Genomic DNA, 22,116 nt, shown 5'->3' with positions numbered 1-22,116 from the left:
GCGACGAGCGCGGCGAGGTCCGTTGCGCTCGCCGCTGGAGCCGCGTCCTCCTGTTGGTGCTCGGTGTCTTCGTTGCACGCCCAGCGCAGGCTGACCTGAAGGAGCTGTTCACCGTCGTCGGATATGCGCCTGCCGTGAGCCACTACGATCTGCCGGCGAGCGGGTCCGGCTCGGCGACCGCGTACACTGGCGCGATCGACCTGAGCGCCTACTATGGCCTAACGAACACCTGGCACGTCGGCGGGCGGATCCGAGGGAGCATAGCCTCCGACGTTCATCTCGCGGACGTTCGTCTGAACATGCCGGATGGCAGCGTCTCCACTGGGGACGTGTACCTGGACCACCGTTCGGTCGGGCTGGGCGCCCTCGCGCTTTACCGCCTCGATACCGGCCTCCACCTCGCGCCAGTGCTCGAGGTGGAGGCCGGGTTCACGTCACACCAGTACCGTAGGATCGCGCATGTGCCGACCGGCGTTGCTTTCACGATCCCGCTGTCCGACGTCTCCGAGACGGTGTTCCATGGGGGCGCCGCGCTGCTCGTCGAATACCGGTTTGGCAACAGGTGGATCGCCGCCGCCGGCGCCGGCCTTCAGGTCGAGCCCGGCGCGCGAGTTCCGTGGTCGGTGAATCTCCCGCTGCGGGCGGGTATCGTCTGGTGAAGTACGGGGCGCGGGAGGACGCATGAGGTACATCGATTCCATCGTGACCGCCCCCGAGGAGCGCATCCTCCACCGTGCGCGCCTGCACTGGACGATCTTCCTCCGCCCATCGTCGCTCCTGACGCTCTTAGTCCTCCCGCTTGTGCGATGGCTGACGTGCGAGGCCGTCGTCACGAGCCGGCGCATCGTCATCGCGAACGGTTGGCTGAGCCGTCGGACGTTCGAGCTGCCGCTGAGCCGGTTCGAGTCGATCCGCGTCGAGCAGAACGTCGCTGCTCGCATCCTCGGCTACGGTTCGGTCCTCGTCGTCGGCGTGGGTGGTGGGCGACAAGGCTTCGCGCACATGTCCCGGCCACTCGCGTTTCGCCGCGCCGCCGAGCAGGCGATCTACGGCGACTGACACTCGTCATCCTGGTGGTGAAGTACGCTATCGAGATGACCACGTCTCCGGCGGCCTGCATTTTGCGAGATTCGCGTGGACCCTGAGTGCGGCGAGTCCATCCGCACGACCGCGGACCTGCCTGCCGCCCAGGGCCTGCTGAAGTCGCTCGGGCTGGCTAGACGGCTAACGCCGAGATCAGTTGATTCCCGTTCTTCACTGCCGCCACGCCACCGGCCCACGCCGTCCGAGAGCCCATGATGCCGTCAGTCTGTGAGCGCGAGCCGAGCCGAGGACGCAGACGGCGGCTACGTGCCCTTCGGCGCGCGCTCAGGCTGCTGACCGCAGTAACCGTGGCGCAGGTCGCCGTCTTCGCCTCGGGATCGCTCCTCGGGCGACGTGGGGGGCGCGGGCGTTGTCTCCGCCTCGCCCTCCGACGTCGTTCTGAACGGGGCCATGATGCGCTGGCACATCGCGGCCGGGCTGCACTCGCTGGTGATGCGCATCCTCTCCATCATCTGTTGCATCATGGACGAGCAGTTCATCGGTTCCCGCGGCGGGTTGTCTCTCTTCGGATCCATGCTCTTCTCCTCAGCTTGGGTTGCGCGGCCTTCCCGGCCCGTGTTCCTCTGGCTCTCGACCTCGCGCCCTAGGTCGGTCACCCGCGAACCCGCGGCGCCCCCCGCACATGCATCCCAAGCCGCGGAAGCAGGCGAAGAACATGACGGCCATGAAGACGAGGCCGATGAGCGGCAGGACCCACCAGTAAGCAGTGCCCGTCGTTCCCCAGTAACCACACCACGGCATGGGACTTCCTCCTGCCCCGATTCATCTCGAGGCGAAAGGGTGCGTCTCCTCCGTGGACGGACGGGACCCGGGAAAGGATACGGGTCGTCTACTTGCCGCGGGCGAGCGAGACGAGCCCGGGCTTGGGGGCGCAGGCGAACTCGTTCTGCTCGTCGCGCTCGAAGGTGCAGGCGCCCTCCAGGGCGGCCTTCAGCGCCCTGCGCGCTCGATGTAGCCGGATCTTTGCGGCTCCGAGTGACACGCCGAGCGCGTCGGCGAGCTCGCGGTCGCTGAAACCGCGAAGCTCCCCGAGCAGGATCGCAGCACGCTGGCTGGTGGGGAGCTGCTCGACTACGTCCAGGATGCACGCCCTCATGCGCGTGCGGTCCAACTCGCCGTCGAGAGAACGCTCGTGCGCCGCCTCCGCGGAGCGCGCCGCGTCAAACGGGTCGGCTTCGTCGTCGTGTAGCGCGACCTCGAGGTTCCGTTCGGCGGTCCTCAACCGGTCGATGGCCGCGTTCGTTGCGATGCGATAGAGCCACGTCAGGACGCGCGAGCCGCCCCGGAAGGTGCCGACGGCGCGCTGCGCCTTCTCGAACACGTCCTGCGCGAGATCGTCGGCGTCCGTCGTGCCGACCAGGCGCTCCAGGTAGCGGTGGATGCGTTCGCCGTACCTTTCGGGAAGAGCTTCGATGCTGAGCCCACGCGGTTCAGAGAGCATGGCGCCCTGATGTTGGCATTCCTATTCCGGTGCCACCAGGCCGAGCAGGCGAGCGGCTCCTCTCGGGGACTCTGCGGCCAGGTCGACCACCGCCATTCGCCTGGAGAGCGCGCGGACCTCGTCGAGATAGGGGCCCTCCGTGGCGCGGCGAGCCGCCAACACGGGGTCCCGGGTGGCCACGCGCGCGAGGCTCTGGTTCACGACCCAGGCGAACGGCGCGATCTCGGCCCGGGCGAGATCCTCCTGCAGCGCCTGGGCCTCGTGGACCGGAGTCGCCTCGGGGAGGGTCACGAGCAGGATCCGGGTGAACTTCGGATCGCGGAGCCGCGGCAACAGCTGCCTCACCGATTCCGGCATGCGGCTGCCCTGGCGCAGGACCTCGCGATGGTACGACTCGGCGGCGTCGAGCAGTAGGATGGTGTGCCCGGTCGGAGCGGTGTCGAGCACGACCACGCCGTCCTCGCCCTGGCCGACGGTCCGCGCGAACGCCCGGAACACCGCCACCTCCTCGGTGCAAGGCGACCGGAGGTCCTCCTCCAGGAGAGCGCGTCCCTTCTCGTCGAGCTGCGGTCCGACGGAGCCCATCACCTCCGCGGTGTAGGCGCGGGTCTCGGCGGCCGGGTCGATCCGGCTGACCGTGAGCCCGGCGACGGCGGAGCCGACGGCGTCGGCGACGTGTGCGGCGGGATCCGTCGTGCTGAGATGCACCCGCAGGCCGCGTCGGGCTAGCTCGACCGCTATGGCGGCTGCGACGGTGGTCTTTCCGACGCCCCCCTTGCCCATGGTGAGGATGACGCCCCGCCGCGAAGCGGCGAGCGCGTCGATCAGCGGGCCCAGACCGCGCACATCGGTGGTCGGAGCGCCGGGAGCTTCCCCGACGGTGACCGGCGCGTCGATTCGCCGGAGCGCTTCGACCCCGAGGAGTGGGGTAGCCCGGAGCGGCAGGGTCGTGCGCGGTAACGCTTGTAGCGACTGCGGCATCGAGCTCAGCGCGTCTTTCCCGCGCCGGTCGAGGGCGAGCGCCAGCGGATCGTCGCTTCGCGCCGCGAAGACGGCGTTGACGACGAGGCGCTGATTGCGGACGCCGAGAGCCTCGAGCTCCGCGCTCGTGCGCGCCGCCTCCGAGAACGCTGAGGTCTCGGGTCGCGTCACGAGCACCATGGTTGTGCGCGCCGGATCGGAGAGCGCCTTTACGGTTTCCTCGTAAAGGCTCCGCTGCTTCTCGAGGCCGGCGAGCGGTCCGAGGCAGCTCGTCCCGAAGGCGCTCTGCTCCACGAAGCCCGTCCAGGCGGAGGGGAGGGTCAGGAGCCTGAGCGTGTGGCCGGTGGGTGCGGTGTCGAACAGGACGTGATCGAACTCGGCCGTCGCCGATGGATCACCGAGCAGCCGGGCGAACTCGTCGAACGCGGCGATCTCGACGGTGCAGGCACCGGAGAGCTGCTCCTCCATGCTCCGAACCGCCGCCGCGGGGAGGATTTGCCGGTACGGACCAACGACGCGCTCCCGGTAGGCGTGAGCCGCCGCCTCGGGATCGAGGTTCAGCGCCGAGAGACCCGGCACGCTCGGGACCAATGTGGGACGGCTGCCAAGCGAAGCGCCGAGGACCTCGTCCAGGTTGGAGGCAGGGTCGGTCGAGACGAGCAGCACGTGCCGGCCCATATCGGCGAGGCGCACTGCGGTGGCGCAGGCGACGGAGGTCTTTCCGACCCCACCCTTGCCAGTGAAGAAGAGATGGCGCGTGGCTGCGCGGACCAGATCCAATCCTCCCTTAGTAGCGCTTCTTTGGCGATGTGACCGTCTTTCCGAGAGCGACTGGCGCGGTGTCGGCAGGCGGGCAGCAGTGCGCAGGCGCCGGGGCGCTCTCGACGCGGATGACGAGGTACTGCTCTGCGATCTCGAGCACTGCGCGCGAAGGAGACTTCTTCACAGCCTTGGCGATCGCGACTGCCTTCGCCATGTCCTCTTTCGAGACGAGCTTCCGTGCCTTTTCGAAGTCGCGGATCCCTGCCCGAAGCTCTTCCTGTCGCTCATCATGGACGACCTCGTCATGCCGTGTAGATGAGGGCGCCCGCAGCAACGAGTACCAACCCGCCGCAGACGGTCTTCAGCACGGTGAGTGATTTGGACCGCTGATTCCAGTCGAGGTATCGCTGTACGACCTCAGTCGACGAGCCAGCGAGCCCGATGACTGCGCAGTGACCGACGCCGAACGTCACGAGCAAAGCAATCCCTCGGAGCGGGCTCGTCATCGCATTGCCAAAAGTCAGGCCGAGAATGGGTGCCAGAAACGCGAACGTGCACGGGCTGAGGCCAAGGCCGAACACGAGCCCGATGAGCGCGGCGGCCGACATCCCCTTGCGCGTCCCCTTGACTGCGAGCGACGGCAGCGGCAGTGGCAGGAGGCCCACGAGATTCAGGCCCGCCACGACGAAGATCGCTGCGGTGACGTAATTCGTGATGGAACGGAACCCCTGCATCGCGAATCCCGCTGTCGCGACGATCCCGCCGAGGATGGCGATGGCGACCAGCATGCCGCCTGCGAACGAGAACGCCAGCCACGTCCCGCGCCCGCGCCCGCGCGACGTGCTGGTCGAGCCCACCATCCCAACGACGAGCGGGATGGTACCCAGATGACACGGGCTCAGAAGCACGCTGAAGACGCCCCACACGAGTGAAGCTCCAAGCGCGACGACCAAGGAGCGGCTCAGCGCGTCCGTTACCCAGAAGATGAGGGTGTCCACCTATCTCACCCGCGGCTGGAGAGGAAATCCAAGCTCGGCCCACTTTGCGACCACCGCGTCAGCGCGAAACACGCCCGTATGCCGATACAGCTCTCGTCCGTCGGGGCCATAGAAGATCTGAGACGGGATCACTTGGATGCCATACCGTTCCGCTTCATCAGGTCTTTCCTGCACGTTGATGAACTGCACGATCAACGAGTCGGGATAGTCCCGCTCCAGATCCTGCATGACGCCGAGCATTACCCGGCATGGTGCGCAGGTCGTTGTGCCCAGGTCGACGAATCGGGGCACCGCTGCTCCGGTCTCCGAAAGACGAGTCCTCGACTGCGGCGGTTGCGCTGCCGCTGTGCTCGGCGCCCCGTTCGACTTCAGATACAGCGGAAGCGCGACGACCCCGGCGGCGATGGCGAGCGAGGCCACGATGGTGGATGTCTTCACTTGCTGGTCTCCGCGCGGGAAGCGCCGAGGATCGCCTTGATTGCGTCCACGTCGAGCACCCGGCCGACGGACTTGATCTCGCCATTGACCATCAAGGTGGGTGTGCCCGTGATGCCAGCCTCGAGCATCTTCTGAACTCTCGTCACCTGCTCCACCTGAAGGTCGAGATGGAGCTCGGCGACCGCGGTCTCGACGTTGCGCAACATGGTCTTGCAGGGTGCGCACCCTGTACCAAAAACCTGAATGGTTGGCATGGATATCCTTCTGGGTTGTGATGGCGAACTGCCTGTTAGCCGCTGCGGGACGTCCTGACTCAGCAGCACTTCTTGGGAGCGCCCGCGGGGCTCAAGCGCGTCACCGCGGCAGCGTCCACCGGCGGGCAGCAGGCGGCCGGCACCGGCTGTGCGTCCGGCTCCGTCCCAAGATACCTCTGGGCGAGCGCGAGCACCGCGCGCGCCGGGGCGTCCTTCACCATCTGGGCGGTGGCGACGGCGCGGGCCATGTCCTCCTTCGAGACCCCGAGCTTGCGGGCCTTGTCGTAGTGGAAGCGGAAGCACGGCTCGCAGTTCGACGCGATGGCGGCGCCGATTGCAACCAGCTCCTGGACGGCCTCGCCGTAGATGCTCTTCGGCGCTGCGAGCCCGGCACGCCCGGCGAGCTCCTCGCGCTCCGGATAGCTTCCCTGCGCGATGATCTTGCCGTCGAGGAGCAGGAGGGGGAGCGCGTCGTCCCGTCCCCGGATGGCCGCCGCGACGACCGGATTGCCCACGAACGCGGCCGCCTGCTGGGAAAGGTTGAAGCGCTCGACCTCGACGCCGTTCGTCTTCAGCCAGTCGAGATCCGCGGCGAAGCGGACGAGAGCGGGGTCCACCTGGGGGCCGCAGACACCGGTCGAGCAGCACATCGGGGGATCGAACACCTGGAGCTTGGACATCTACTCTCCTTTGCGGGTTGAGCCGCCGAAGACGACGGCGAGGCGGCGGCGAAGCTCGTCACGGACGTCGCGAAAAGCCTGGAGCTGCGCTTCCTCGTCAGCCCCGGCGCCGGCCGGATCCGACAGGCCCCAGTGGACGCGGTGGGCCTTCCCCAGGAACACCGGGCACACCTCCTCGGCGCAGAGCGTGACGACCGCCTCCACCCCCGCCGGCGGGATGTCGTCCACGCTCTTCGAGCGTTGGCCGCGGATGTCGATCCCGATCTCGTCGAGCGCCCGGATCGCGAGCGGGTTCACGCGCGAGGGCCTCGACCCTGCGGAGGAGATGGTGACGCCCGTGGGCGCGAGCGCCCGCGCGATCCCTTCCGCCATCTGGCTGCGGGCCGAGTTCGCCACGCACAGGAAGAGGAGGTGGCGGGGGGCGCGGCGCCGGAACTCCTCCGCTTCGGGGAACCAGGGCTCCGCGGTCACGGCGCGCCCTCCGCGCCTGCAGTCGTCTCCCGGGCGCCGGCGAGGACGGTGGTGGTGCCGAGCGAGTCCGCCGGGAAGAAGCGCCGCCTGAGCCACAGCGCGACGTTCACGAGGCCGATGAGGACCGGCACCTCGACGAGCGGTCCGATGACGGCGGCGAACGCCGCGCCGTGGTGGATCCCGAACGTCGCGACGGCGACGGCGATGGCGAGCTCGAAGTTGTTCGAGGCCGAGGTGAACGAGAGCGTCGCGGACTGCGGATAGCTCGCCCCGACCTTCCTGCTCATGAAGAAGGAGATGAGGAACATCGCCACGAAGTAGACGAGGAGCGGGACGGCGATCCGCACGACGTCGAAGGGCAGCTTCACGATCTGCTCGCCCTTCAGGGAGAACATCACGACGATCGTGAAGAGGAGGGCGACCAGCGTGATGGGCGAGATCCGGGGGATGAAGACCGTCCGGTACCAGTGGTCGCCCTTCGCGCGGCGCAGCATGAAACGCGTCAGCATGCCCGCGATGAACGGGACGCCGAGGTAGATGAAGACGCTCTGCGCGATCTCGCCGATGGTGATGTGGACCTCGGTGCTCTCCAGCCCCAGCCAGCCGGGAAGCACGGTGATGAAGATCCAGGCGTAGAGCGAGAAGAAGAGCACCTGGAAGATCGAGTTGAACGCGACGAGGCCGGCGCAGTACTCCGTGTCGCCCTTCGCGAGGTCGTTCCACACGATGACCATCGCGATGCAGCGGGAGAGGCCGATCAGGATGAGTCCGACCATGTACTCGGGCTTGTCCCTGAGGAACACGATCGCGAGCCCGAACATGAGGAGCGGGCCGACGATCCAGTTCTGCACGAGCGAGAGCAGGAGCACCTTGCGGTTGCGAAAGACCTGCCCCAACTCCTCGTACCGGACCTTGGCGAGAGGCGGGTACATCATGAGGATGAGCCCGGCGGCGATGGGGATGGACGTCGTGCCCACGCTCATCCGGTCGAGCAGAGGGACGACACCGGGGACGATGAATCCGAGTGCCACGCCGGCGCCCATCGCCAGGAAGATCCAGAGCGTGAGGTAACGGTCCAGGAACGAAAGCCGCCGGGTGATCCCCGTGGCGGGTGGAGCGAGAAGATTGGTCATTTCTGTGTACTCCTCAATGCGAGTTGCTAGAGACCGCCGACGAGCGACTTCAGCCGACGGAGCGCCCTCGGCTCGACGCAGTAGCAGACGCGCGGCCCGTCGACGTCGCCACGGATGAGGCCCGCCTCCTTCAACACCTTGAGGTGCTGCGACACCGTCGACTGGGCGAGCGGCAGCTGCTCCACGATGTCGCTGCAAATGCAGGACGTGCGGCGGACGAGGAGCCGCAGGATCTGGACGCGGGCGGGGTGGCCGACGGCCTTCGCGAGGATGGCGAGCTCGGCGTCGGCGCCTTGGCCTTCGACGGGACGCAGGTCTACCTCGGCTTCCCTTCCTCGGGCGCGCAGCGCGGGTCAGAGGAGTCGGGGATCGGAAGGGCTTTCATATCGTGTGAATACGATGATGCGCGCCGCTTCGTCAAGTCGATCGGCTGCGTCACGGCTGAGCGGTTCGTCGGCTTCCGATGGCACTACTCACGGGGCCGCGCCTCAGGCCATATCTAGGCGCCTCGGTGCGCCGGGATGAGCAGAACGGGCGCGTTCGCTTGGCGCGCGACGGCGTGGCTGACCGAGCCGAGGAGCACCTCGGGGATGAAGCCGCGTCCTTGCGTCCCCATCACGATGAGGGAATCAGGCATCTTCGCCGCGCAGCGGAGGATCTCCTGGATGGGAGAGCCGTACGCGAGGTCCATGCTCACGTCGGCGGTCGTCCGTAGCTCGTCTGCGAGCCGCCCCAGCCTGTCTCGGTCGATCCGATCGAAGTCCGCGAGCTTGTCCTGGGAGTGTCCGTGCGGCCGTCGTCTGTCCTGAACGTGGATCAGTGAGACGCTCCTGGCCCCACCCTTCACGAGGGCACGTACGTAAGCGAATGCACGCTCGGCGGCGTCAGAAAAGTCGGTCGGATGTAGGATGCGGCTCGCGAGCGCCCGGCACGTGGTGGCACCTTCATCGGAAGGTTGGCACGTGACTCGTGCGACGAGGACCGGAACCTTCGAGCGATGCAGCGTCTCCAGCGTCACGGAGCCGACGCGGAGCTCGCTCGCGAGGCTCGCCCCCTGCGACCCGAGGAGCACGAGCGACGCGTGGCGCTCCCGCGCAACGCGGTCGATCTCCTGGGGGGCGACTCCTGGTGCGACGACGACCTCGACGGGAAGGCCGGTTCGCCGCAGCGAGCGCGCCTGCGCGTCGAGCTTGGGCCGGGCGTCGGCCTCGAGCGCGGGAGCCATGTCCTCGAGGTGCCGCAGGCCGAGCGCATGGAGCAGGACGATGGACTTCATGCCCAGGGGGACGAGGCTGCCGGCGCACTCGGCCACACTGTCGGAGGCGGGCGAGAGATCGGTCGGGATGAGGACAGTCGAGAACATATGGGCTCCTTTGGTTCAGAACGAGGAGTGCTCAGGCCAGGCCGGCGGCCATCGCCACGATTTCAGAGCGCGAGGTAGCGAACGAGGAACGAGAACGTCTGGAACACCGGGTCCGTCATGCGATGCCTCCCGAGCGAGGGGCTTCCACGGTCCCGGCGCTGGCGGTCAGGGTTCGGAGGCCTTCCACGCCGGAGGGGGCCTCGGGCATCCAGGGCACGAGGACCGTCCGCGTCGCGTGCCGGTCGCGGATCTCCTCGATGAAGGCGAGCTCGCTCTCGCGGCGCGCACCGAGCACGGGATCCGCCGTCTCGACCGGGGCGAGCGACTGGTTCACGACCCAGGCGAATGGCGCGATCTCGGCCCGGCGCAGGTCGGCCTGGAGCGCCGCTGCCTCGTGGACGGGGGTCGCCTCTGCGAGCGTCACGATCAGCACGCGGGTGAACCCCGGATCGCGGAGGCGGGGGAGGAGCTTCTTCACGGACTCGGGCATCGCGGTGGCCTGGCGCAGGACCTCGCGGTGGTACGCCTCGGCGGCGTCGAGGAGCAGGATGGTGTGCCCTGTCGGCGCGGTGTCGAGCACGACGAAGCCGTTTTCCCCCTCCGCGACCGCGCTCGCGAAGGCGCGAAAGACGGCGATCTCCTCGGTGCAGGGGGACCGGAGGTCCTCCTCGAGGAGGGCTTTCCCCTGCGCGTCGAGGTTCGCGCCCGCGGTCCGCATGACCTCCTCGGTGTAGGCGCGCGTCTCCGCCACCGGATCGATGCGGCTCACCTTCAGGTTGGGGGGCGGCGATCCGAGCGTCCACGAGACGTGGGCCGCGGGATCGGTCGTCGTCAGGTGGACGTGGTGACCGCGGTGCGCGAGCTCCACGGCGATCGCGGCGGCGATCGTCGTCTTCCCGACTCCACCCTTGCCCATCGTCATCACGACCCCGCGCCTGGCGCCGGCGAGATCGCGGACGAGCGTGGCGAGAGGCGGCGGCAGCTCGTGAGCGCGCGACGCAGCGGCCGTGGTCCGAGGGGCGGGGCGACCGTCGGCGAGGCGCCTGAGGGCAGCGGCGCCGATGAGCGGCTCGGCGCTCAGGGACACCTCGCTGCGTGGAAGATCCACGAGCGCGGCGGGGAAGGACTCGAGGGCGCGGGTCGCCCGGCGCTCGAAGGCGACCGCGGTCGCGTCCGCGGGCGACGCGGCGCGGAAGAGCCCGTTCAAGACGAGGTGCTGGTTCGTGACCGCGAGCGCGCGCAGCTCCCCGCTCGTGCGCTCCGCCTCCCGAAGGGCGGTGACCTCCGGCCGGCTCACCAGGACGAGGGTCGTCCGCTCGGGATCCGAGAGGGTGCGGAGCGTACGCTCGTACAGCTCGCGCTGCGCCTGGAGGCCGGCGAGCGGGCCGAGGCACGACGTCCCCGACGTGTTGTCCTCGAGGAACCCGCTCCACGCTTTCGGCAGCGAGAGCAGCCGGAGCGTGTGGCCCGTGGGGGCCGTGTCGAACACCACGTGGTCGAAGCCCGCGGTCGCCGCGGGATCGCCGAGCAGCCGCGAGAACTCGTCGAACGCGGCGATCTCCATGGTGCAGGATCCGGAGAGCTGCTCCTCCATGCTCGTGACCGCGGCCGCGGGCAGCAGCGCGCGGTACGGACCGACCATCTTCTCGCGGTACGCGGCGGCGGCGGCCTCCGGGTCGATGTTCGCGGCCAGCAGCCGCTCCACGCCGGGCACCGGCCGCGGGTCCGAGCCGAGCTGGACCTGCAGGACCTCGTCGAGGTTCGACGCGGGGTCGGTGCTCACGAGCAGCACGCGCGCCCCGCGGTCCGCGAGCGCGATCGAGACGGCGCACGCGGTGGAGGTCTTCCCGACGCCTCCCTTCCCGGTGAAGAAGAAGTAGCGCGTGGGGGTAGAGGTCAGTCTCTTCACGATGTTCTCCTCGACGGCAGGTTCGGGTGGTGCGCGCGATGCCGTTGTTGGCCGGCAGCGGATTGCGTATCGATGAATGACGATAAAGCGAAGCGGCGAGCGCGTCAAGCGGCTTCGCCCCCGCCCAGCCCTGCCGAGGCGCGGCGAACGGACGCGGCGGCGTCTCGCGCTGGCGGGCAGGGAGACGCTTGACGCCGCGCGGCGGACCGTATAATCGAAATCCAACGATACGCCTTACAGGCCGAGGCTCGCGGCGAGCTCTGGAGCGCGAGACGAAAGGAACTCGGACCATGGTGGCGATGGAGGTCTTCGATCCACCGATGTGCTGCTCGACGGGGGTCTGCGGCCCGAGCGTCGAGCCGAACCTCGCCCGTTTCGCGGCCGATCTCGACTGGCTGAGGCGCCAGCGCGTCAAGGTCGAGCGGTTCACGCTCTCGCAGCGACCCGACGCGTTCGCGCAGAACGCGGCGGTCATGAAGATCCTGTCCGATGGCACGCTCCCGGCCGCGGCCGTGAACGGCCGAGTCGTGCACACCGGCAGCTATCCGACGCGGGCGCAGCTCGCTCGCTGGGCGGCCGTTCCGCTCGAGAACGCGGTGTCGGGAAAGACGAGCAAGCTCGAGGAGTGCCGCGCCGCGCTCTCGGAAGGGAAGCTGCTCCTCGTCGCCATCCCCGGGAGCGGAGGCGAGACCTCGACCGCCGTCCGGGGTGCGCGCGAGTTCCAGGCGAGCGCGGCCCTTCCCCCGAGCGTCATCGTCGAGTTTGGTGAGGGAGACGCGGGCGCACGCGCGATCCTGGAGGACGTCGGGACACAGGCGCCGGCGGGGGGTCGGTCGTGATCTTCCTCGCGCCCCTCGCCAGGATCCTTGGCCGATTCACCGGCGAGCCGACGAAGCACGCCGTCGTGGGGGCGCTGGTCGCGTCGACATCGTGCTCGCCGGGATCGGGTTGCTGCGGTTAGGCACGCGCCGCTCGGCGCAGACAGAGCGACGGTGCGGAGGGTGCGGAGATGCTCGTCGCCGGGCTTTTCGTCCTCTCGGTGCTCTCGGGCATGCTCGGCCTGGGAGTTGCCTTCGCCGCCGTGCCGTTCCTGGGGATCTTCCTGCCGGACGTCGTCCACCAGGTCCAGCCGCTGTCGCTCGCGCTGAACGGCCTGACGGCGGCGGCGTCCGCGATCGGCTTCGCCAGGAGCAAGCTCGTCGACTGGCGAGCGGCGCTTCCGCTCGCCGTGGTAACGACCGTGACGGCTCCGCTCGGAGCGATCGTCGCCCAGCGCGTCGATCCGCGCGCCGTGTGGGTACTCTACTTCGTCTCGGTGGCGTGGCTCGCCTTTCGCCTGTTCCGACCCTCGCCCGAGGGGCCTGCGCCCTCGCCGAGGCCGCGGCTCGCGCTCGCGCTCGCCGTTCCCATCTCGGTTCTCAGCGGGTTCCTGGGCGTCGGCCCCGGCTTCTTGCTGCTCCCGACGCTCATCCTCACGGGGACGGCACCGAAGCAGGCGGCCGCCGTGAACGCGGTCGCGGTGGCGCCGCCCTCGTTCTCGGCGCTCCTTCCGCACATCCACACGGCTCGATGGGATGCGGCGCTCGCCGTCCCCTTGCTCGTGGCGGGCGCCATCGGGGCCTTCGTCGGCGCGCGCCTGACGAGCCGCTACCTCGCGGGCGCGGCGCTGAAGCGGATGTTCGCCGTCCTCATCGTCGCGGTGACGCTCTACAAGCTGTGGTCGGTGGTGAGCGGCGGGTGAGGCACTCTGCCGGCGTGGCGGGAGATCCGCAGTCGCGGCGGGCTTGGCGACGAACCGTGGATCAACCAATGAGGTGTAGTGCGGCGAAACCGAAGCACGTCACCGGATGCGACGCAGCGGCAGGCTCAGGAGGAACAGACCCCCGGCGACGATGATGATCACCGGACCGGACGGGTACCCCAGGCGATCCGCGATGATCTCGCCCGCCAGCGTGGAGAGCACGGCGACCGTCACCGAGATGGTCAGCATCTCCCCGAGGCTGCGTGCCAGGTGCTTCGCCGTGGCCGCCGGGATGATCACGAGAGAACCCATGAGGAGAACGCCGAGGTAGCGCAGCCCGAACGCCACGGTGAGCGCGAATCCCAGCAGGAAGAGCAGCTCCACGCGAGCCACCCCGACTCCTGCGGTGCGTGCCACGTCCGCCGAAACGAGGGAGAGGACGAGGCGGTGGCGCGCGACGAGGACGAAGGCCGCGACGGCCGCCGCACCGAGGATCCCGGCCCCCACCTCCCACCCGCCCAGCTTCCCGGGCGAGCCCAGCAGTGCATCGACGAGCTCCTCGCCGGTCGCGAGGAGGGTGCCGACGGCGAGCGCCAGCGAAAAGACGACGCCGATGATCGTCTCCGTCGAGATGCCGGTCCGCCGTTCCATCCCCCAGACCAGAAGCGCGCCAAGGACGAGCGCCGCTCCGGCGCCCACCATCGGGTGCAGGTCGAACGCCAGGGCGACACCGATCCCCGGGAGCGCCACATGGGAGAGCGCATCGGAGGCAAGCGACATCCGCCGGATCACGACGAAGCAGCCGACGAGCCCCGCGGCGATCGCCATCGCGGCGGAGAGCAGGACCGCCATGAGCTGATCAGTCATGGCGGTGATACCTGAGGGGTGCGCCGTAGCACTCCTGGATGGCGGCCGGGGTGAGGACCTCCGTCGGCGGCCCGAAGCAGCGACGTCCCCGTGACAGACAGAGCACGTTCGTCGCGTGACGGTACACGACGCTGAGCTCGTGAGAGATGAGCAGCAGCGTGAGCGCGTGGGCTCGCTGCACCCGGTGGATCATCTCGTAGAGCTGCTCCTGCCCCGGCTCGTCGATGCCTGCGGTGGGCTCATCGAAGAGGAGAACGCTCGGCCTTCCGATGAGCGCGGCGGCGAGCAGGAGCCGCTGGAACTGACCGCCGGACAAGGTTCCGATGGGACGCCGAGCGGTAGCGGCTGGAAGGTCGACCAGCTCGAGCGCGCGATCCGTCTCGACGTCACTGCTCCGCGCGACCGCTGCCTTGGCGACGAGGAGGTCCTTGCCGGTCACGGGCAGGTCACGCTGAACGTCGAGCTTCTGCGGCACGTACCCGATGCGCGTGCCGGCCGCCCAGCGCACCGTACCGCCATGGCGGACGGCGCCGATGAGCGCGCGGAAGAGAAGGGTCTTCCCGGAACCGTTCGGTCCGATGATGGCGAGCGTGCTTCCTCGCGCCACGCTGAAGCTGAGCGCCTGGATCACCGGCGCGGCCCCGAACGTGATCGTGAGGTCCGCGACCTCGAGCGCGTGGTCCATGTCGCGCCGTCAGGGTACGTCTGCCGCCGTGAACCCGAGTTGCAACCTCGCCACTTCGCTCATCCGCGACGGGTCCCACGGCGGCTCGAGCACGACCTCGACGTCGACCTCCTTCACGCTCGCGAGACAGAGCACCGCCCTTCTCACGTCGTCCACCAGGACCGGCCCGATGGGGCATGCGGGAGCGGTGAGCGTCATCTTCACGCGCACCGCGTGCCCTCCTTCGGTGGGCTCGGTCGCGACGTCGTAGACGAGTCCGAGCTCGACGATGCTGACGGGAATCTCTGGATCGTACACCGTCCCGAGGGCCTCCCATATCCGCCGCTCGTCGAACGGTGGGTCCGCGCTGGCCCTCTCGACGTCACGAACGGCGAGGCTACGCGTGCTGCCGAAGTCCATGGCCTACTCCGTCGAAATCGGCGGGGAGCCACCCCGCAGCGCCTGGCGGAGCGCGTGCCAGGCGCGGCTCGCCGTCAGCTCCTTCAGCTGCATGGCGTTGGCCATCAGACCGGCGCTCCGGGGATGAGCGCCGCCGTCCGTTCGGGATCGGCGGGGCCGGTGGTCCGCACGGCATCCCCGACCAGCGCGGATGCGCGGCTCACGATCGTCTCGAGCCGCGCGAGCCTTCCCCATCCCTCTCCGCCGCACGCCATCGCGCCGTACTCGGGGTCGACGAAGCGCGCGCCGAACTGCTTCAGCCGCGCGACTCCGGCCTGGACGATCGGGTTCAGCCACATCCGCTCGTTCATCGCCGGCGCGATCAGCAGCGGAGTCGTGACGGCGAGGGCGGTCGTCGAGAGCATGTCGTCGGCGATGCCGTTCGCGAGCTTGCCGATGATGTTCGCCGTCGCGGGTGCGATCACCATCACGTCGGCCGCCCTCGCCAGGGCGATGTGCTCGACGACGCTGCCCGCCCCATCGAACATGTCGACCGTCACGGGGTGCTCGGAGATCACCTCGAACGTGAGCGGCGCGATGAACCGGGTGGCGGACCTCGTCATGATCACGCGGACGCTCGCGAGCTGGTTCTTCAGGAGGCCGACGAGATCGGCCGCCTGGTAGGCCGCGATGCTGCCCGTGACGCCGAGGAGGACCCGTTTGCCCGCGAGCATGGCGCGCCTCAGCAGCCCCCGCCGGCGGGGCCCCCGGTCTGGGCGAAATCGAGGCCGAGGGTCTCGCTGACCACCCTGTTCGCCTCCTGGAGAAGCGACTGGACGGCGCCCTGGGCGGCGATGAAAGACTGCACGACGCCGTTGTTGCGAAAGCGCGCCTGGGCGTCCCGCGCGGCCTCGAGCTCGCGCTCGCTCATCCCGCCGGACTGCTGGACGCGCTGGAAACGCTGGAGCGCGTCCACGATCGATCGCACGTCCGGGTCCGTCTCGAAACGGTGAGACGCCTCCGCGAAGCGCTGGACCGCCGGAGTCGATTTCAGCGCTTCGACGAGGCGGTCGGTGGAGCTCAGCACCCTCTCACGGTCGGCGTGGTCAGATAGGGTCATGACGGTCCTCTCTCAGCAACACCCGCCGGCCGGCGCGCAGGCCGCGCCAAAGTCCATCCCCACTCCCCGGGAGATCCGCTCGGCCGCCTCGCGGAGCAGGGAGGTCAGATGCTCCTCGGCGTGCACGTAGTCGTGCACCACGGGCAGCGCGAGGAGGGCCGCCCACTCCTCCTCCAGCCTCCGCTCTTCGGACGGATCGGCTCCGCCCCACGTCGCCGCCTGCTGCACCTCGAGCTGGCGGGTGCGGTGATCCGTCAGCCTGCGCTGCGCGTCGGCGTCGGCGCAGAAGCTCTCGAACGCGATCTCGAAGCGCTTGAACGCGGAGGTCTCGCCGATCGTCCGGCCCAGCGATCGCGCAGCGTCCATCGTCGCGGACGCGGTGTCGTCGCCCTCGCGGCCGCCGCGCTTCTCGGAGGTCTTCATGCGTGTCTCCCGGTCACTACACGTTGACGAGCTGCGCTTCGACCGCCTGGCGGATGATCCGCTCGGACAGCTTGCCGCCCTCGCTGACGATTTGGCCGTCGACGGTGACGAGGGGGAGCCGGGCCCCGGCTTCGATGGCGGCCATCGTCTCCGGGAACTCGAAGCTGCGAGGGCTGAACATCTCGACGTGCTCGGCGGCGACGGCGGCTCCGAAGCGGCGCTGGAGGCGCTCGAGGACGAGGGCGCTCGCGGCGCTCCATGTCGCTCCGTGGCCGCACGACGTGTCTGGCGCGACGAACACGCGCACCGTGACACGCTTGGCGTTCATCAGCAGCACCCCCCTCCGGCGCCTGGCCCACAGCCCCGCGGCGGGCCCCCGACGCGGCCGGACCGCTTGGTCACGGCGAACGAGCTCAACACCTGATCGGCGCGGGGGCTCCCACAGGAGGGGCACATCACCCGCAGCCCGCGCTGCTTCTCCGCGACCGTGGCCTGGACCTCGAACGCCGCGCCGCAGTCCTTGCATTGGAACTCGTAGATCACAGAGCCTCCTTCGTGCCTTCGGCACGGTCATCGTCCTCAGCTCGAGCTCCCATCGCCGTCGAGCCAGCGCCTCAGCTCGGCGTACGACGGATAGCTCCTCTCCTTCACGATCCGGCCGTTGACCGTCGTGAGAGGCAGGACCGCGACGCCTTCGGCCTTGAGTCGGCGGAACACCTCGGGTTGCTGCATGAACTTCGCGGCCTGTTGCCCGAGGACGTAGCGCTCGAGCGAGGCCCGCCCTGCATACTCGTTCTTGAGCTTGAGCACGGTCGCGTGGACCTCGAGCAGGGTGGGATCGACCGCGGGCCCGCACAGGCCCGTCGGGCAGCACATCGGTGGATCGAAGATCTCGACCTTCACCGCCTCACCTGTCGATGCGACGACCGAGTCGCCGCTGGATGTCGAGGACTGCATGTCGCACCTCCGCGAGACCTCTACGCCCGAAACCCGACCACGCACCTTTCCCCGTCGCGCAGCGCGAGCCGTTTCTCGAGCCGTGCGAGATCGCCTTTGCCGAGAGGGCCGCTCGCGCCCTGATCGAGGAGGGTGAGGAAGCTGCCGAGCAATGGATCGCGCCGAACCGATGCAGGGATGGAGTAGTGGACCCACAGTCCATCGCGCTGATCGACCACGAGCCCGATTCGCTTCAGCTGCGCGAGGTGCCGTGACACCTCGTACTGCGGCAACCGCAAGGCATCGACCAGCTCGCAGACGCAGAGCTCCTGCGTCCTCATCAAGGCGCCGACGATGCGCAGCCGCCGTTCGTCTCCCGTGACCCTGAGCACCTTCGCCATCCGAGCGAGGTCAGATGGGCGCTCACGAAGTGAGGGTGCGGGATTCATCTCGACTCCAACCCGGGTGACAGGGGCCTCGAGTGATGCGGCTATATGCACAAACCTACATATATCTTCCGACCCCGCACGTCAAGGGGCTCGTCCAGAACGGATGCGGCAGCCCGCCGCAGGAGTGCGGCCAGGGCAGAGCAGCGCTCAGTGCGCGGCAGCGACCCGCCACCCGCTGCACGAAGGGCAGAGCGCGGGGCCATGGGGACCGATGGGGTGCTCGATGTCCCGCTCGCGCAGAACATACAGGTACGAATCCCGCAGGGCATCTCGCTCGCGCGCTTCGTGACGGAAACGCCCCTCGCACCTCATGCCGAGCTTCTGGAGAACGCGCAGCGATCGGACGTTCTCGACCTGGCACGTCGCCGAGATGCGTCGCACCCCGAGGTGCAACGTGAAGTCGAGCAGCGCGCAAGCCGCCTCGGTCGCATAGCCGCGACCCCAGGCATCGCGCCGCAGTGCGCAACCGATGTCGCCCTCCAGATGCTCGGCACGGTCATCCCGCCGGACGCGGATGCGCCCTGCACCGATCAGCAGCGTCGATCCCTTGAGCACGAGCCCCACCTCGAACGTCGTGCGGGGACGTTCGAGGCGCGCCGCAGCCGCGCGTCGGACGTACTCGGTCACCTGCTCGTCGTCGTAGGGGCCCCACGTCTCGTACCTGATGACCTCGGGATCGCTCCCCCACGGCTGAAGGGCCAGTGCGTCCTCGTCCGTGAAGTCGCGAAGCACCAGCCGAGGCGTTTCCAGCCGGAACGGCGCAAGCGGCGCCGGTGACGTCACGGCGACCGCCGGCCGATCAACACGCGAACGAACGGTCCGTTCCTCAGCCGTGCAATGGCCGCCGAACTCGTCCGCCAGCCCCGTAAGCCCGCCGACGCTCACCGGACTTGCCTCCTTCCCTGTCTGCTAGGCTCGACGAACCTGGGCGGGCTTGGAGGAGCCCAGGCCGCGATACCACTCTGCTCGCGACCGCGGTCTCCCCTCCACGGCCCGATCCCTCGCCCGTCGCGCGAGCAGCGTCTGGTAGACGCTGATGCGGCCGAGCCGGAACGCGGCGGCCGAGGAGGCGAGGTAGAGGCGGTAGGCGCGCGCGCGCCGGGTGCCGACGATCCGCTGCGCCTCAGCGAACCGTGCCTCGAGCCGGGCGAGCCACTCTGCGAGCGTCTCGGCATAGTGCTGCTGCAGTGACTCGACGTCGAGGACCTCGAACCCAGCCTTCTCCGCTGCGGCGAGGACGAGGTGCAGCGGTACCAGATCGCCGTCGGGGAAGATGTATCGACCGATGAAGCCGCCCTGGGCCTTGCCCGCCCACGGGATCGTGCTGGAGCCAGCGCAGGTGTCCGCGATCGCGTGATTGAGGAGCAGGCCGCCCGGCGCGAGGTGCCGCGCGATCGCGCCGAAGTACTCGCCGAGACGGTCGCGGCCCACGTGCTCCATCATCCCGATGCTGGCGACCTTGTCGAACCTCTCGCCGGGCGGAAGCCGGCGATAGTCCGTCGCGAGCGCGGTGAGCCGGCTTCCCCCCGCCGCGCCGAACCTGCGCCGGGCCTCTGCGAGCTGATGGTCGCTGACCGTGATCCCGATCCCTTCCACGCCGTGGGTCGCGGCCGCATGTGCCAGCAGCGCGCCCCAGCCGCAGCCCACGTCGAGAAGCCGCTCGCCGCCGCGGAGGCGGAGCTTGCGGCAGACGAGCTCGAGCTTCGCGCGTTGCGCCTCTTCGAGCGACTCGTCGCCGGAATCGAAGTAGGCGCACGAGTAGACCATCTCCGGATCGAGGAAGAGGCGATACAGCTCGTCCGACACGTCGTAGTGATGCTGGACGGCGTCGCGATCGCGGCCGATCGAGTGTAGGCGCCGCCACGCCGCCGCGACGAACGCCTCGGGTCGTGCGCTCGCCAGCAGCCCCCGCGCGAGCGCGGCCACCGCCCTCAGCGCCGCGGGTCGGACCTTGGGTCCCCTCCACCGCGCGGCCGCCTCGATGAGCCGGATCGCATCGCCGCGCAGCTCGATGTCGCCGTCGAGAAATGCGTCGGCCACGCGGCGCTCGGAAATGGGAGGAAACAGGAGACCGAGCGCGGCGGGCCTCGTCAGCACGACCTCACCGCAGATGTCCTCGTCGTGAGGAGGCGGTAGCACCGCACCGTCCCAAAGTCGCACCGTGAAGTGCCGCGAAGGATCGTTGAACAGCGCCGAGGCGGCCTGCGCCAGAGTGGGTTGCACGATCCATCACCTCGCGGGTGGTCCCGGCCACGGCTCGGGACGGGCTCACCGCTCAACGACGATATGTCGTCGCGCGCCGACCGTCAACGGCGTTCGTGCAAAACGTCCGTCCGAGTCGGCGGCATAGCAGTCCCGCTGCGATTAGCTGAGCGCCGGGGTGGTGCGGCGCCCGGTCGCTTGACCCCGGCGCGCAGTCGTGTGAATCGTAGGCAACCGATAATATTGAACGGCACATGAACTCTGTGGATTTCCCTGCAGTTGTTCGTCGTCAACCTCGCCGAGCTCGTGGTGAAGCATCAGTACGCTCGTCGGGCTGATCCTCGAGTACGTCTCGGATGAAAGGCTGCGGCGATGGCTCTCGAGGAGGGGGCTGCAGGGCAACTTCCTGGGCGCGATGCTCGGAGCAGTGACTCCGTTCTGCTCCTGCTCCACCGCCCCGATGACCGTCGGGCCGAGCAGGGGTCCCGTTCGGCGTGCTGGCCGGTGTCATCTTCAACGTGACGTGACAAGGGAGGTCGCGATGGCAGACGAGAGCGTCTGGTCGAAGCCCCTCGGGGGCGAGAGCGCGCGCGGCGGTTGTTGCTCCCTGCGGGTCGAGGCGGTCCCGGAAGACGCGGATGAACTTGTGGAGCAGGATCAGGCCACGCGCGAGTGGAAACCGCGGACCACCGCCGAGGACGACCGAAAGGACGGATGAACGACATGGCCAGACTCGAGGTCTTCGACCCGCCGATGTGCTGCTCGACGGGTGTGTGCGGCCCCAGCGTGGATCCGAAGCTCGCCCGGTTCGCGGCGGATCTCGACTGGCTGAGGCGCCGTGGCGTCGCCGTCGACCGGTTCACGCTGTCGCAGCGGCCTGACGCGTTCGCGCGGAACGCCGCCGTGATGCAGATCGTGTCGGATGGCGCGCTCCCGGCCCTCGCGGTGGATGGCCGCGTCGTGCACACCGGCAGCTACCCGACGCGCGCGCAGCTCGGCCGGCTGGCGGGGGTTCCGCTCGAGGACGGGGCAGGAGCGCCGGTGACGGCGGGCAAGCTCGAGGAGTGCCGCGCTGCGCTCTCGGACGGGAAGCTGCTGTTCATCGCCGTCGCCGGGAGCGCCGGGGATACCGCGCTCGCCGTCCGGGGGGCGCTGGAGTTCCAGGGGAGCGCGGACCTCCCGCCCAGCGCGGTCGTGGAGTTCGGCCCGGAGGACGCCGATGGCCGCGCGCTCCTGCGCGAGCTCGGGGCGCCGCCACCACCCGGCGGGTCGGTCGTGCTCTTCCTCGCGCCGCCCGGGGGAATCATCGCGCGGTTCACCGGCTCGCCGACGAAGCGCGACCTCGTGAAGGCGCTCGTGGCCGCGAGCTCGTGCTCGCCACGGTCGGGCTGCTGCGGGTAGGACCGCGATGGGCGACGGGCGGGCGCTCGCGTCAGAGCACGAGCCCCGACCCGACCTTCGCCGCCATCGCGGGCAGCACAAGACAGAGCACCGTCTTCACCTGCTGCGGCTTGAGCCGCTCGGTCATCGGATGGGAGCGGAGCAGCGCGCCGGCCGCGCAGCGACCGCCGTCGCCCGACCAAGCCGTTACCGACGCCCGCGAGCCGAGGCGTTGACGAGGAAGCCGGCGAGCCACGAGAAGACCACCGCGAAGACGTCGTCGCGGACGCACGCCTTGGGTCCAGCCCGAGCCACACGAGCGCGGGGACGATGACGTTGCCCCCGCCGAGGCCGAGCAGGCCTCCGACAGGAGCGGGATTTCGAGCCGGTAGACGATCACG

Annotated in this window: 33 protein-coding genes; 7 read left to right on the top strand and 26 right to left on the bottom strand. The window is 69.2% G+C overall.

Features of this window, described 5'->3' with window-relative positions:
* Positions 1-56 precede the first annotated feature (56 nt).
* Together PSR1_RS00655 and PSR1_RS00650 are read left to right on the top strand one after the other, a co-directional pair.
* Positions 57-659, top strand: coding sequence for a hypothetical protein (locus tag PSR1_RS00655; protein WP_160308984.1), 603 nt, complete (start codon positions 57-59; stop codon positions 657-659).
* Positions 660-681: 22 nt separating this feature from the next.
* A complete protein-coding gene (locus tag PSR1_RS00650; protein WP_059435719.1) occupies positions 682-1,059 on the top strand; it encodes a PH domain-containing protein in 378 nt (125 codons plus the stop codon).
* 287 nt (positions 1,060-1,346) lie between these two features.
* Here PSR1_RS00650 and PSR1_RS00645 read toward each other — a convergent pair whose 3' ends face one another.
* The 11 genes from PSR1_RS00645 to PSR1_RS24315 all read right to left on the bottom strand — a co-directional run bounded on the left by PSR1_RS00645 (position 1,347) and on the right by PSR1_RS24315 (position 8,492).
* Entirely contained in the window at positions 1,347-1,619 is a 273-nt protein-coding gene (locus tag PSR1_RS00645; RefSeq protein ID WP_152643253.1) for a hypothetical protein, read from the bottom strand.
* Between the two features lie 314 nt (positions 1,620-1,933).
* Entirely contained in the window at positions 1,934-2,545 is a 612-nt protein-coding gene (locus tag PSR1_RS00640) for an RNA polymerase sigma factor (protein ID WP_059435717.1), read from the bottom strand.
* Positions 2,546-2,566: 21 nt separating this feature from the next.
* Positions 2,567-4,306 carry an arsenical pump-driving ATPase gene (gene arsA, locus PSR1_RS00635; protein WP_059435716.1) on the bottom strand — a complete coding sequence of 580 codons (1,740 nt, stop codon included), beginning with the start codon at positions 4,304-4,306 and terminating at the stop codon, positions 2,567-2,569.
* Between the two features lie 7 nt (positions 4,307-4,313).
* Complete coding sequence (locus PSR1_RS23660; protein WP_152643252.1) at positions 4,314-4,502, bottom strand: hypothetical protein; 189 nt, start codon at positions 4,500-4,502, stop codon at positions 4,314-4,316.
* An 88-nt stretch (positions 4,503-4,590) separates the two neighbouring features.
* Positions 4,591-5,286 carry a cytochrome c biogenesis CcdA family protein gene (locus PSR1_RS00630; protein WP_059435715.1) on the bottom strand — a complete coding sequence of 232 codons (696 nt, stop codon included), beginning with the start codon at positions 5,284-5,286 and terminating at the stop codon, positions 4,591-4,593.
* Positions 5,287-5,724, bottom strand: a complete 438-nt coding sequence (locus PSR1_RS23655; protein ID WP_152643251.1) for a co-chaperone YbbN — start codon at positions 5,722-5,724, stop codon at positions 5,287-5,289. It abuts the gene before it with no gap.
* On the bottom strand, positions 5,721-5,978 hold the full coding sequence (locus PSR1_RS00620) for a thioredoxin family protein (protein WP_082100068.1): 258 nt from the start codon (positions 5,976-5,978) through the stop codon (positions 5,721-5,723). The genes PSR1_RS23655 and PSR1_RS00620 overlap by 4 nt, the downstream gene beginning before the upstream one ends.
* 59 nt (positions 5,979-6,037) lie before the next feature.
* The gene (gene arsD / locus PSR1_RS24005; RefSeq protein WP_082100067.1) at positions 6,038-6,658 is read right to left on the bottom strand and encodes an arsenite efflux transporter metallochaperone ArsD; all 621 of its coding nucleotides are present in this window, start codon (positions 6,656-6,658) and stop codon (positions 6,038-6,040) included.
* Positions 6,659-7,129 carry an arsenate reductase ArsC gene (locus PSR1_RS00610; protein WP_059435712.1) on the bottom strand — a complete coding sequence of 157 codons (471 nt, stop codon included), beginning with the start codon at positions 7,127-7,129 and terminating at the stop codon, positions 6,659-6,661.
* Positions 7,126-8,262 carry an ACR3 family arsenite efflux transporter gene (arsB, locus tag PSR1_RS00605; protein ID WP_059435711.1) on the bottom strand — a complete coding sequence of 379 codons (1,137 nt, stop codon included), beginning with the start codon at positions 8,260-8,262 and terminating at the stop codon, positions 7,126-7,128. The genes PSR1_RS00610 and arsB overlap by 4 nt, the downstream gene beginning before the upstream one ends.
* Positions 8,263-8,288: 26 nt before the next feature.
* The gene (locus tag PSR1_RS24315) at positions 8,289-8,492 is read right to left on the bottom strand and encodes an ArsR family transcriptional regulator (RefSeq protein WP_237757769.1); all 204 of its coding nucleotides are present in this window, start codon (positions 8,490-8,492) and stop codon (positions 8,289-8,291) included.
* A gap of 18 nt (positions 8,493-8,510) precedes the next feature.
* On the opposite strand from PSR1_RS24315, the gene PSR1_RS23645 reads away from it, so the two are divergent.
* On the top strand, positions 8,511-8,765 hold the full coding sequence (locus PSR1_RS23645; protein ID WP_059435709.1) for a hypothetical protein: 255 nt from the start codon (positions 8,511-8,513) through the stop codon (positions 8,763-8,765).
* Here the strand turns inward: PSR1_RS23645 and PSR1_RS00590 are convergent.
* Both PSR1_RS00590 and arsA (PSR1_RS00585) read right to left on the bottom strand, forming a co-directional pair.
* Positions 8,762-9,625 (bottom strand): universal stress protein, encoded by an 864-nt coding sequence (locus PSR1_RS00590; RefSeq protein WP_059435708.1) that lies wholly within the window; start codon positions 9,623-9,625, stop codon positions 8,762-8,764. The two genes, PSR1_RS23645 and PSR1_RS00590, sit on opposite strands and share 4 nt — an antisense overlap.
* Before the next feature lie 115 nt (positions 9,626-9,740).
* On the bottom strand, positions 9,741-11,534 hold the full coding sequence (gene arsA / locus PSR1_RS00585; RefSeq protein WP_152643250.1) for an arsenical pump-driving ATPase: 1,794 nt from the start codon (positions 11,532-11,534) through the stop codon (positions 9,741-9,743).
* A gap of 290 nt (positions 11,535-11,824) precedes the next feature.
* On the opposite strand from arsA (PSR1_RS00585), the gene arsD (PSR1_RS23260) reads away from it, so the two are divergent.
* Together arsD (PSR1_RS23260) and PSR1_RS00575 are read left to right on the top strand one after the other, a co-directional pair.
* Positions 11,825-12,373 carry an arsenite efflux transporter metallochaperone ArsD gene (gene arsD, locus PSR1_RS23260; protein ID WP_082100066.1) on the top strand — a complete coding sequence of 183 codons (549 nt, stop codon included), beginning with the start codon at positions 11,825-11,827 and terminating at the stop codon, positions 12,371-12,373.
* A gap of 170 nt (positions 12,374-12,543) precedes the next feature.
* Positions 12,544-13,275, top strand: coding sequence for a sulfite exporter TauE/SafE family protein (locus tag PSR1_RS00575; RefSeq protein ID WP_059435707.1), 732 nt, complete (start codon positions 12,544-12,546; stop codon positions 13,273-13,275).
* A gap of 99 nt (positions 13,276-13,374) precedes the next feature.
* Here the strand turns inward: PSR1_RS00575 and PSR1_RS00570 are convergent, their stop codons facing one another.
* The 12 genes from PSR1_RS00570 to PSR1_RS00515 form a co-directional block, all read right to left on the bottom strand.
* Positions 13,375-14,142: a metal ABC transporter permease gene (locus PSR1_RS00570; RefSeq protein ID WP_059435706.1), complete on the bottom strand. Its 768-nt coding sequence runs from the start codon at positions 14,140-14,142 to the stop codon at positions 13,375-13,377.
* The gene (locus PSR1_RS00565) at positions 14,135-14,827 is read right to left on the bottom strand and encodes a metal ABC transporter ATP-binding protein (protein ID WP_059435705.1); all 693 of its coding nucleotides are present in this window, start codon (positions 14,825-14,827) and stop codon (positions 14,135-14,137) included. The genes PSR1_RS00570 and PSR1_RS00565 overlap by 8 nt, the downstream gene beginning before the upstream one ends.
* A gap of 9 nt (positions 14,828-14,836) precedes the next feature.
* Positions 14,837-15,226: an iron-sulfur cluster assembly protein gene (locus PSR1_RS00560; protein WP_082100065.1), complete on the bottom strand. Its 390-nt coding sequence runs from the start codon at positions 15,224-15,226 to the stop codon at positions 14,837-14,839.
* A 104-nt stretch (positions 15,227-15,330) separates the two neighbouring features.
* Positions 15,331-15,939, bottom strand: a complete 609-nt coding sequence (locus PSR1_RS00555) for a flavoprotein (protein ID WP_059435704.1) — start codon at positions 15,937-15,939, stop codon at positions 15,331-15,333.
* Positions 15,940-15,947: 8 nt separating this feature from the next.
* The gene (locus PSR1_RS00550; RefSeq protein WP_160308983.1) at positions 15,948-16,292 is read right to left on the bottom strand and encodes a YlbF family regulator; all 345 of its coding nucleotides are present in this window, start codon (positions 16,290-16,292) and stop codon (positions 15,948-15,950) included.
* A 45-nt stretch (positions 16,293-16,337) separates the two neighbouring features.
* Positions 16,338-16,748 (bottom strand): YlbF family regulator, encoded by a 411-nt coding sequence (locus tag PSR1_RS00545; protein ID WP_059435702.1) that lies wholly within the window; start codon positions 16,746-16,748, stop codon positions 16,338-16,340.
* Between the two features lie 16 nt (positions 16,749-16,764).
* Positions 16,765-17,085: a hypothetical protein gene (locus tag PSR1_RS00540; protein WP_152643249.1), complete on the bottom strand. Its 321-nt coding sequence runs from the start codon at positions 17,083-17,085 to the stop codon at positions 16,765-16,767.
* Positions 17,076-17,291 (bottom strand): zinc ribbon domain-containing protein, encoded by a 216-nt coding sequence (locus PSR1_RS24925; protein WP_059435700.1) that lies wholly within the window; start codon positions 17,289-17,291, stop codon positions 17,076-17,078. The genes PSR1_RS00540 and PSR1_RS24925 overlap by 10 nt, the downstream gene beginning before the upstream one ends.
* Positions 17,292-17,327: 36 nt before the next feature.
* Positions 17,328-17,705: an arsenite efflux transporter metallochaperone ArsD gene (arsD, locus tag PSR1_RS00530; protein ID WP_059435699.1), complete on the bottom strand. Its 378-nt coding sequence runs from the start codon at positions 17,703-17,705 to the stop codon at positions 17,328-17,330.
* Positions 17,706-17,725: 20 nt separating this feature from the next.
* Complete coding sequence (locus PSR1_RS00525; protein WP_059435698.1) at positions 17,726-18,085, bottom strand: metalloregulator ArsR/SmtB family transcription factor; 360 nt, start codon at positions 18,083-18,085, stop codon at positions 17,726-17,728.
* A gap of 195 nt (positions 18,086-18,280) precedes the next feature.
* A complete protein-coding gene (locus PSR1_RS00520; RefSeq protein ID WP_059435697.1) occupies positions 18,281-19,018 on the bottom strand; it encodes a GNAT family N-acetyltransferase in 738 nt (245 codons plus the stop codon).
* A gap of 24 nt (positions 19,019-19,042) precedes the next feature.
* Entirely contained in the window at positions 19,043-20,356 is a 1,314-nt protein-coding gene (locus tag PSR1_RS00515) for a cyclopropane-fatty-acyl-phospholipid synthase family protein (RefSeq protein ID WP_059435696.1), read from the bottom strand.
* A 520-nt stretch (positions 20,357-20,876) separates the two neighbouring features.
* On the opposite strand from PSR1_RS00515, the gene PSR1_RS24000 reads away from it, so the two are divergent.
* Together PSR1_RS24000 and arsD (PSR1_RS23255) are read left to right on the top strand one after the other, a co-directional pair.
* Complete coding sequence (locus PSR1_RS24000; protein ID WP_160308982.1) at positions 20,877-21,053, top strand: hypothetical protein; 177 nt, start codon at positions 20,877-20,879, stop codon at positions 21,051-21,053.
* Between the two features lie 5 nt (positions 21,054-21,058).
* The gene (arsD, locus tag PSR1_RS23255) at positions 21,059-21,736 is read left to right on the top strand and encodes an arsenite efflux transporter metallochaperone ArsD (protein WP_082100074.1); all 678 of its coding nucleotides are present in this window, start codon (positions 21,059-21,061) and stop codon (positions 21,734-21,736) included.
* 31 nt (positions 21,737-21,767) lie between these two features.
* Here arsD (PSR1_RS23255) and PSR1_RS24310 read toward each other — a convergent pair.
* Positions 21,768-22,116, bottom strand: a 349-nt coding sequence (locus PSR1_RS24310; RefSeq protein ID WP_237757765.1) for a hypothetical protein, incomplete at its 5' end; no start/stop codon positions are given.

Origin of the sequence: Anaeromyxobacter sp. PSR-1 (genome assembly GCF_000964525.1) — a bacterium.
Lineage (GTDB): Bacteria > Myxococcota > Myxococcia > Myxococcales > Anaeromyxobacteraceae > Anaeromyxobacter.
The sequence above is the reverse complement of the archived record's forward strand: the minus strand, read 5'-3'. Positions and strand labels throughout refer to the sequence as shown.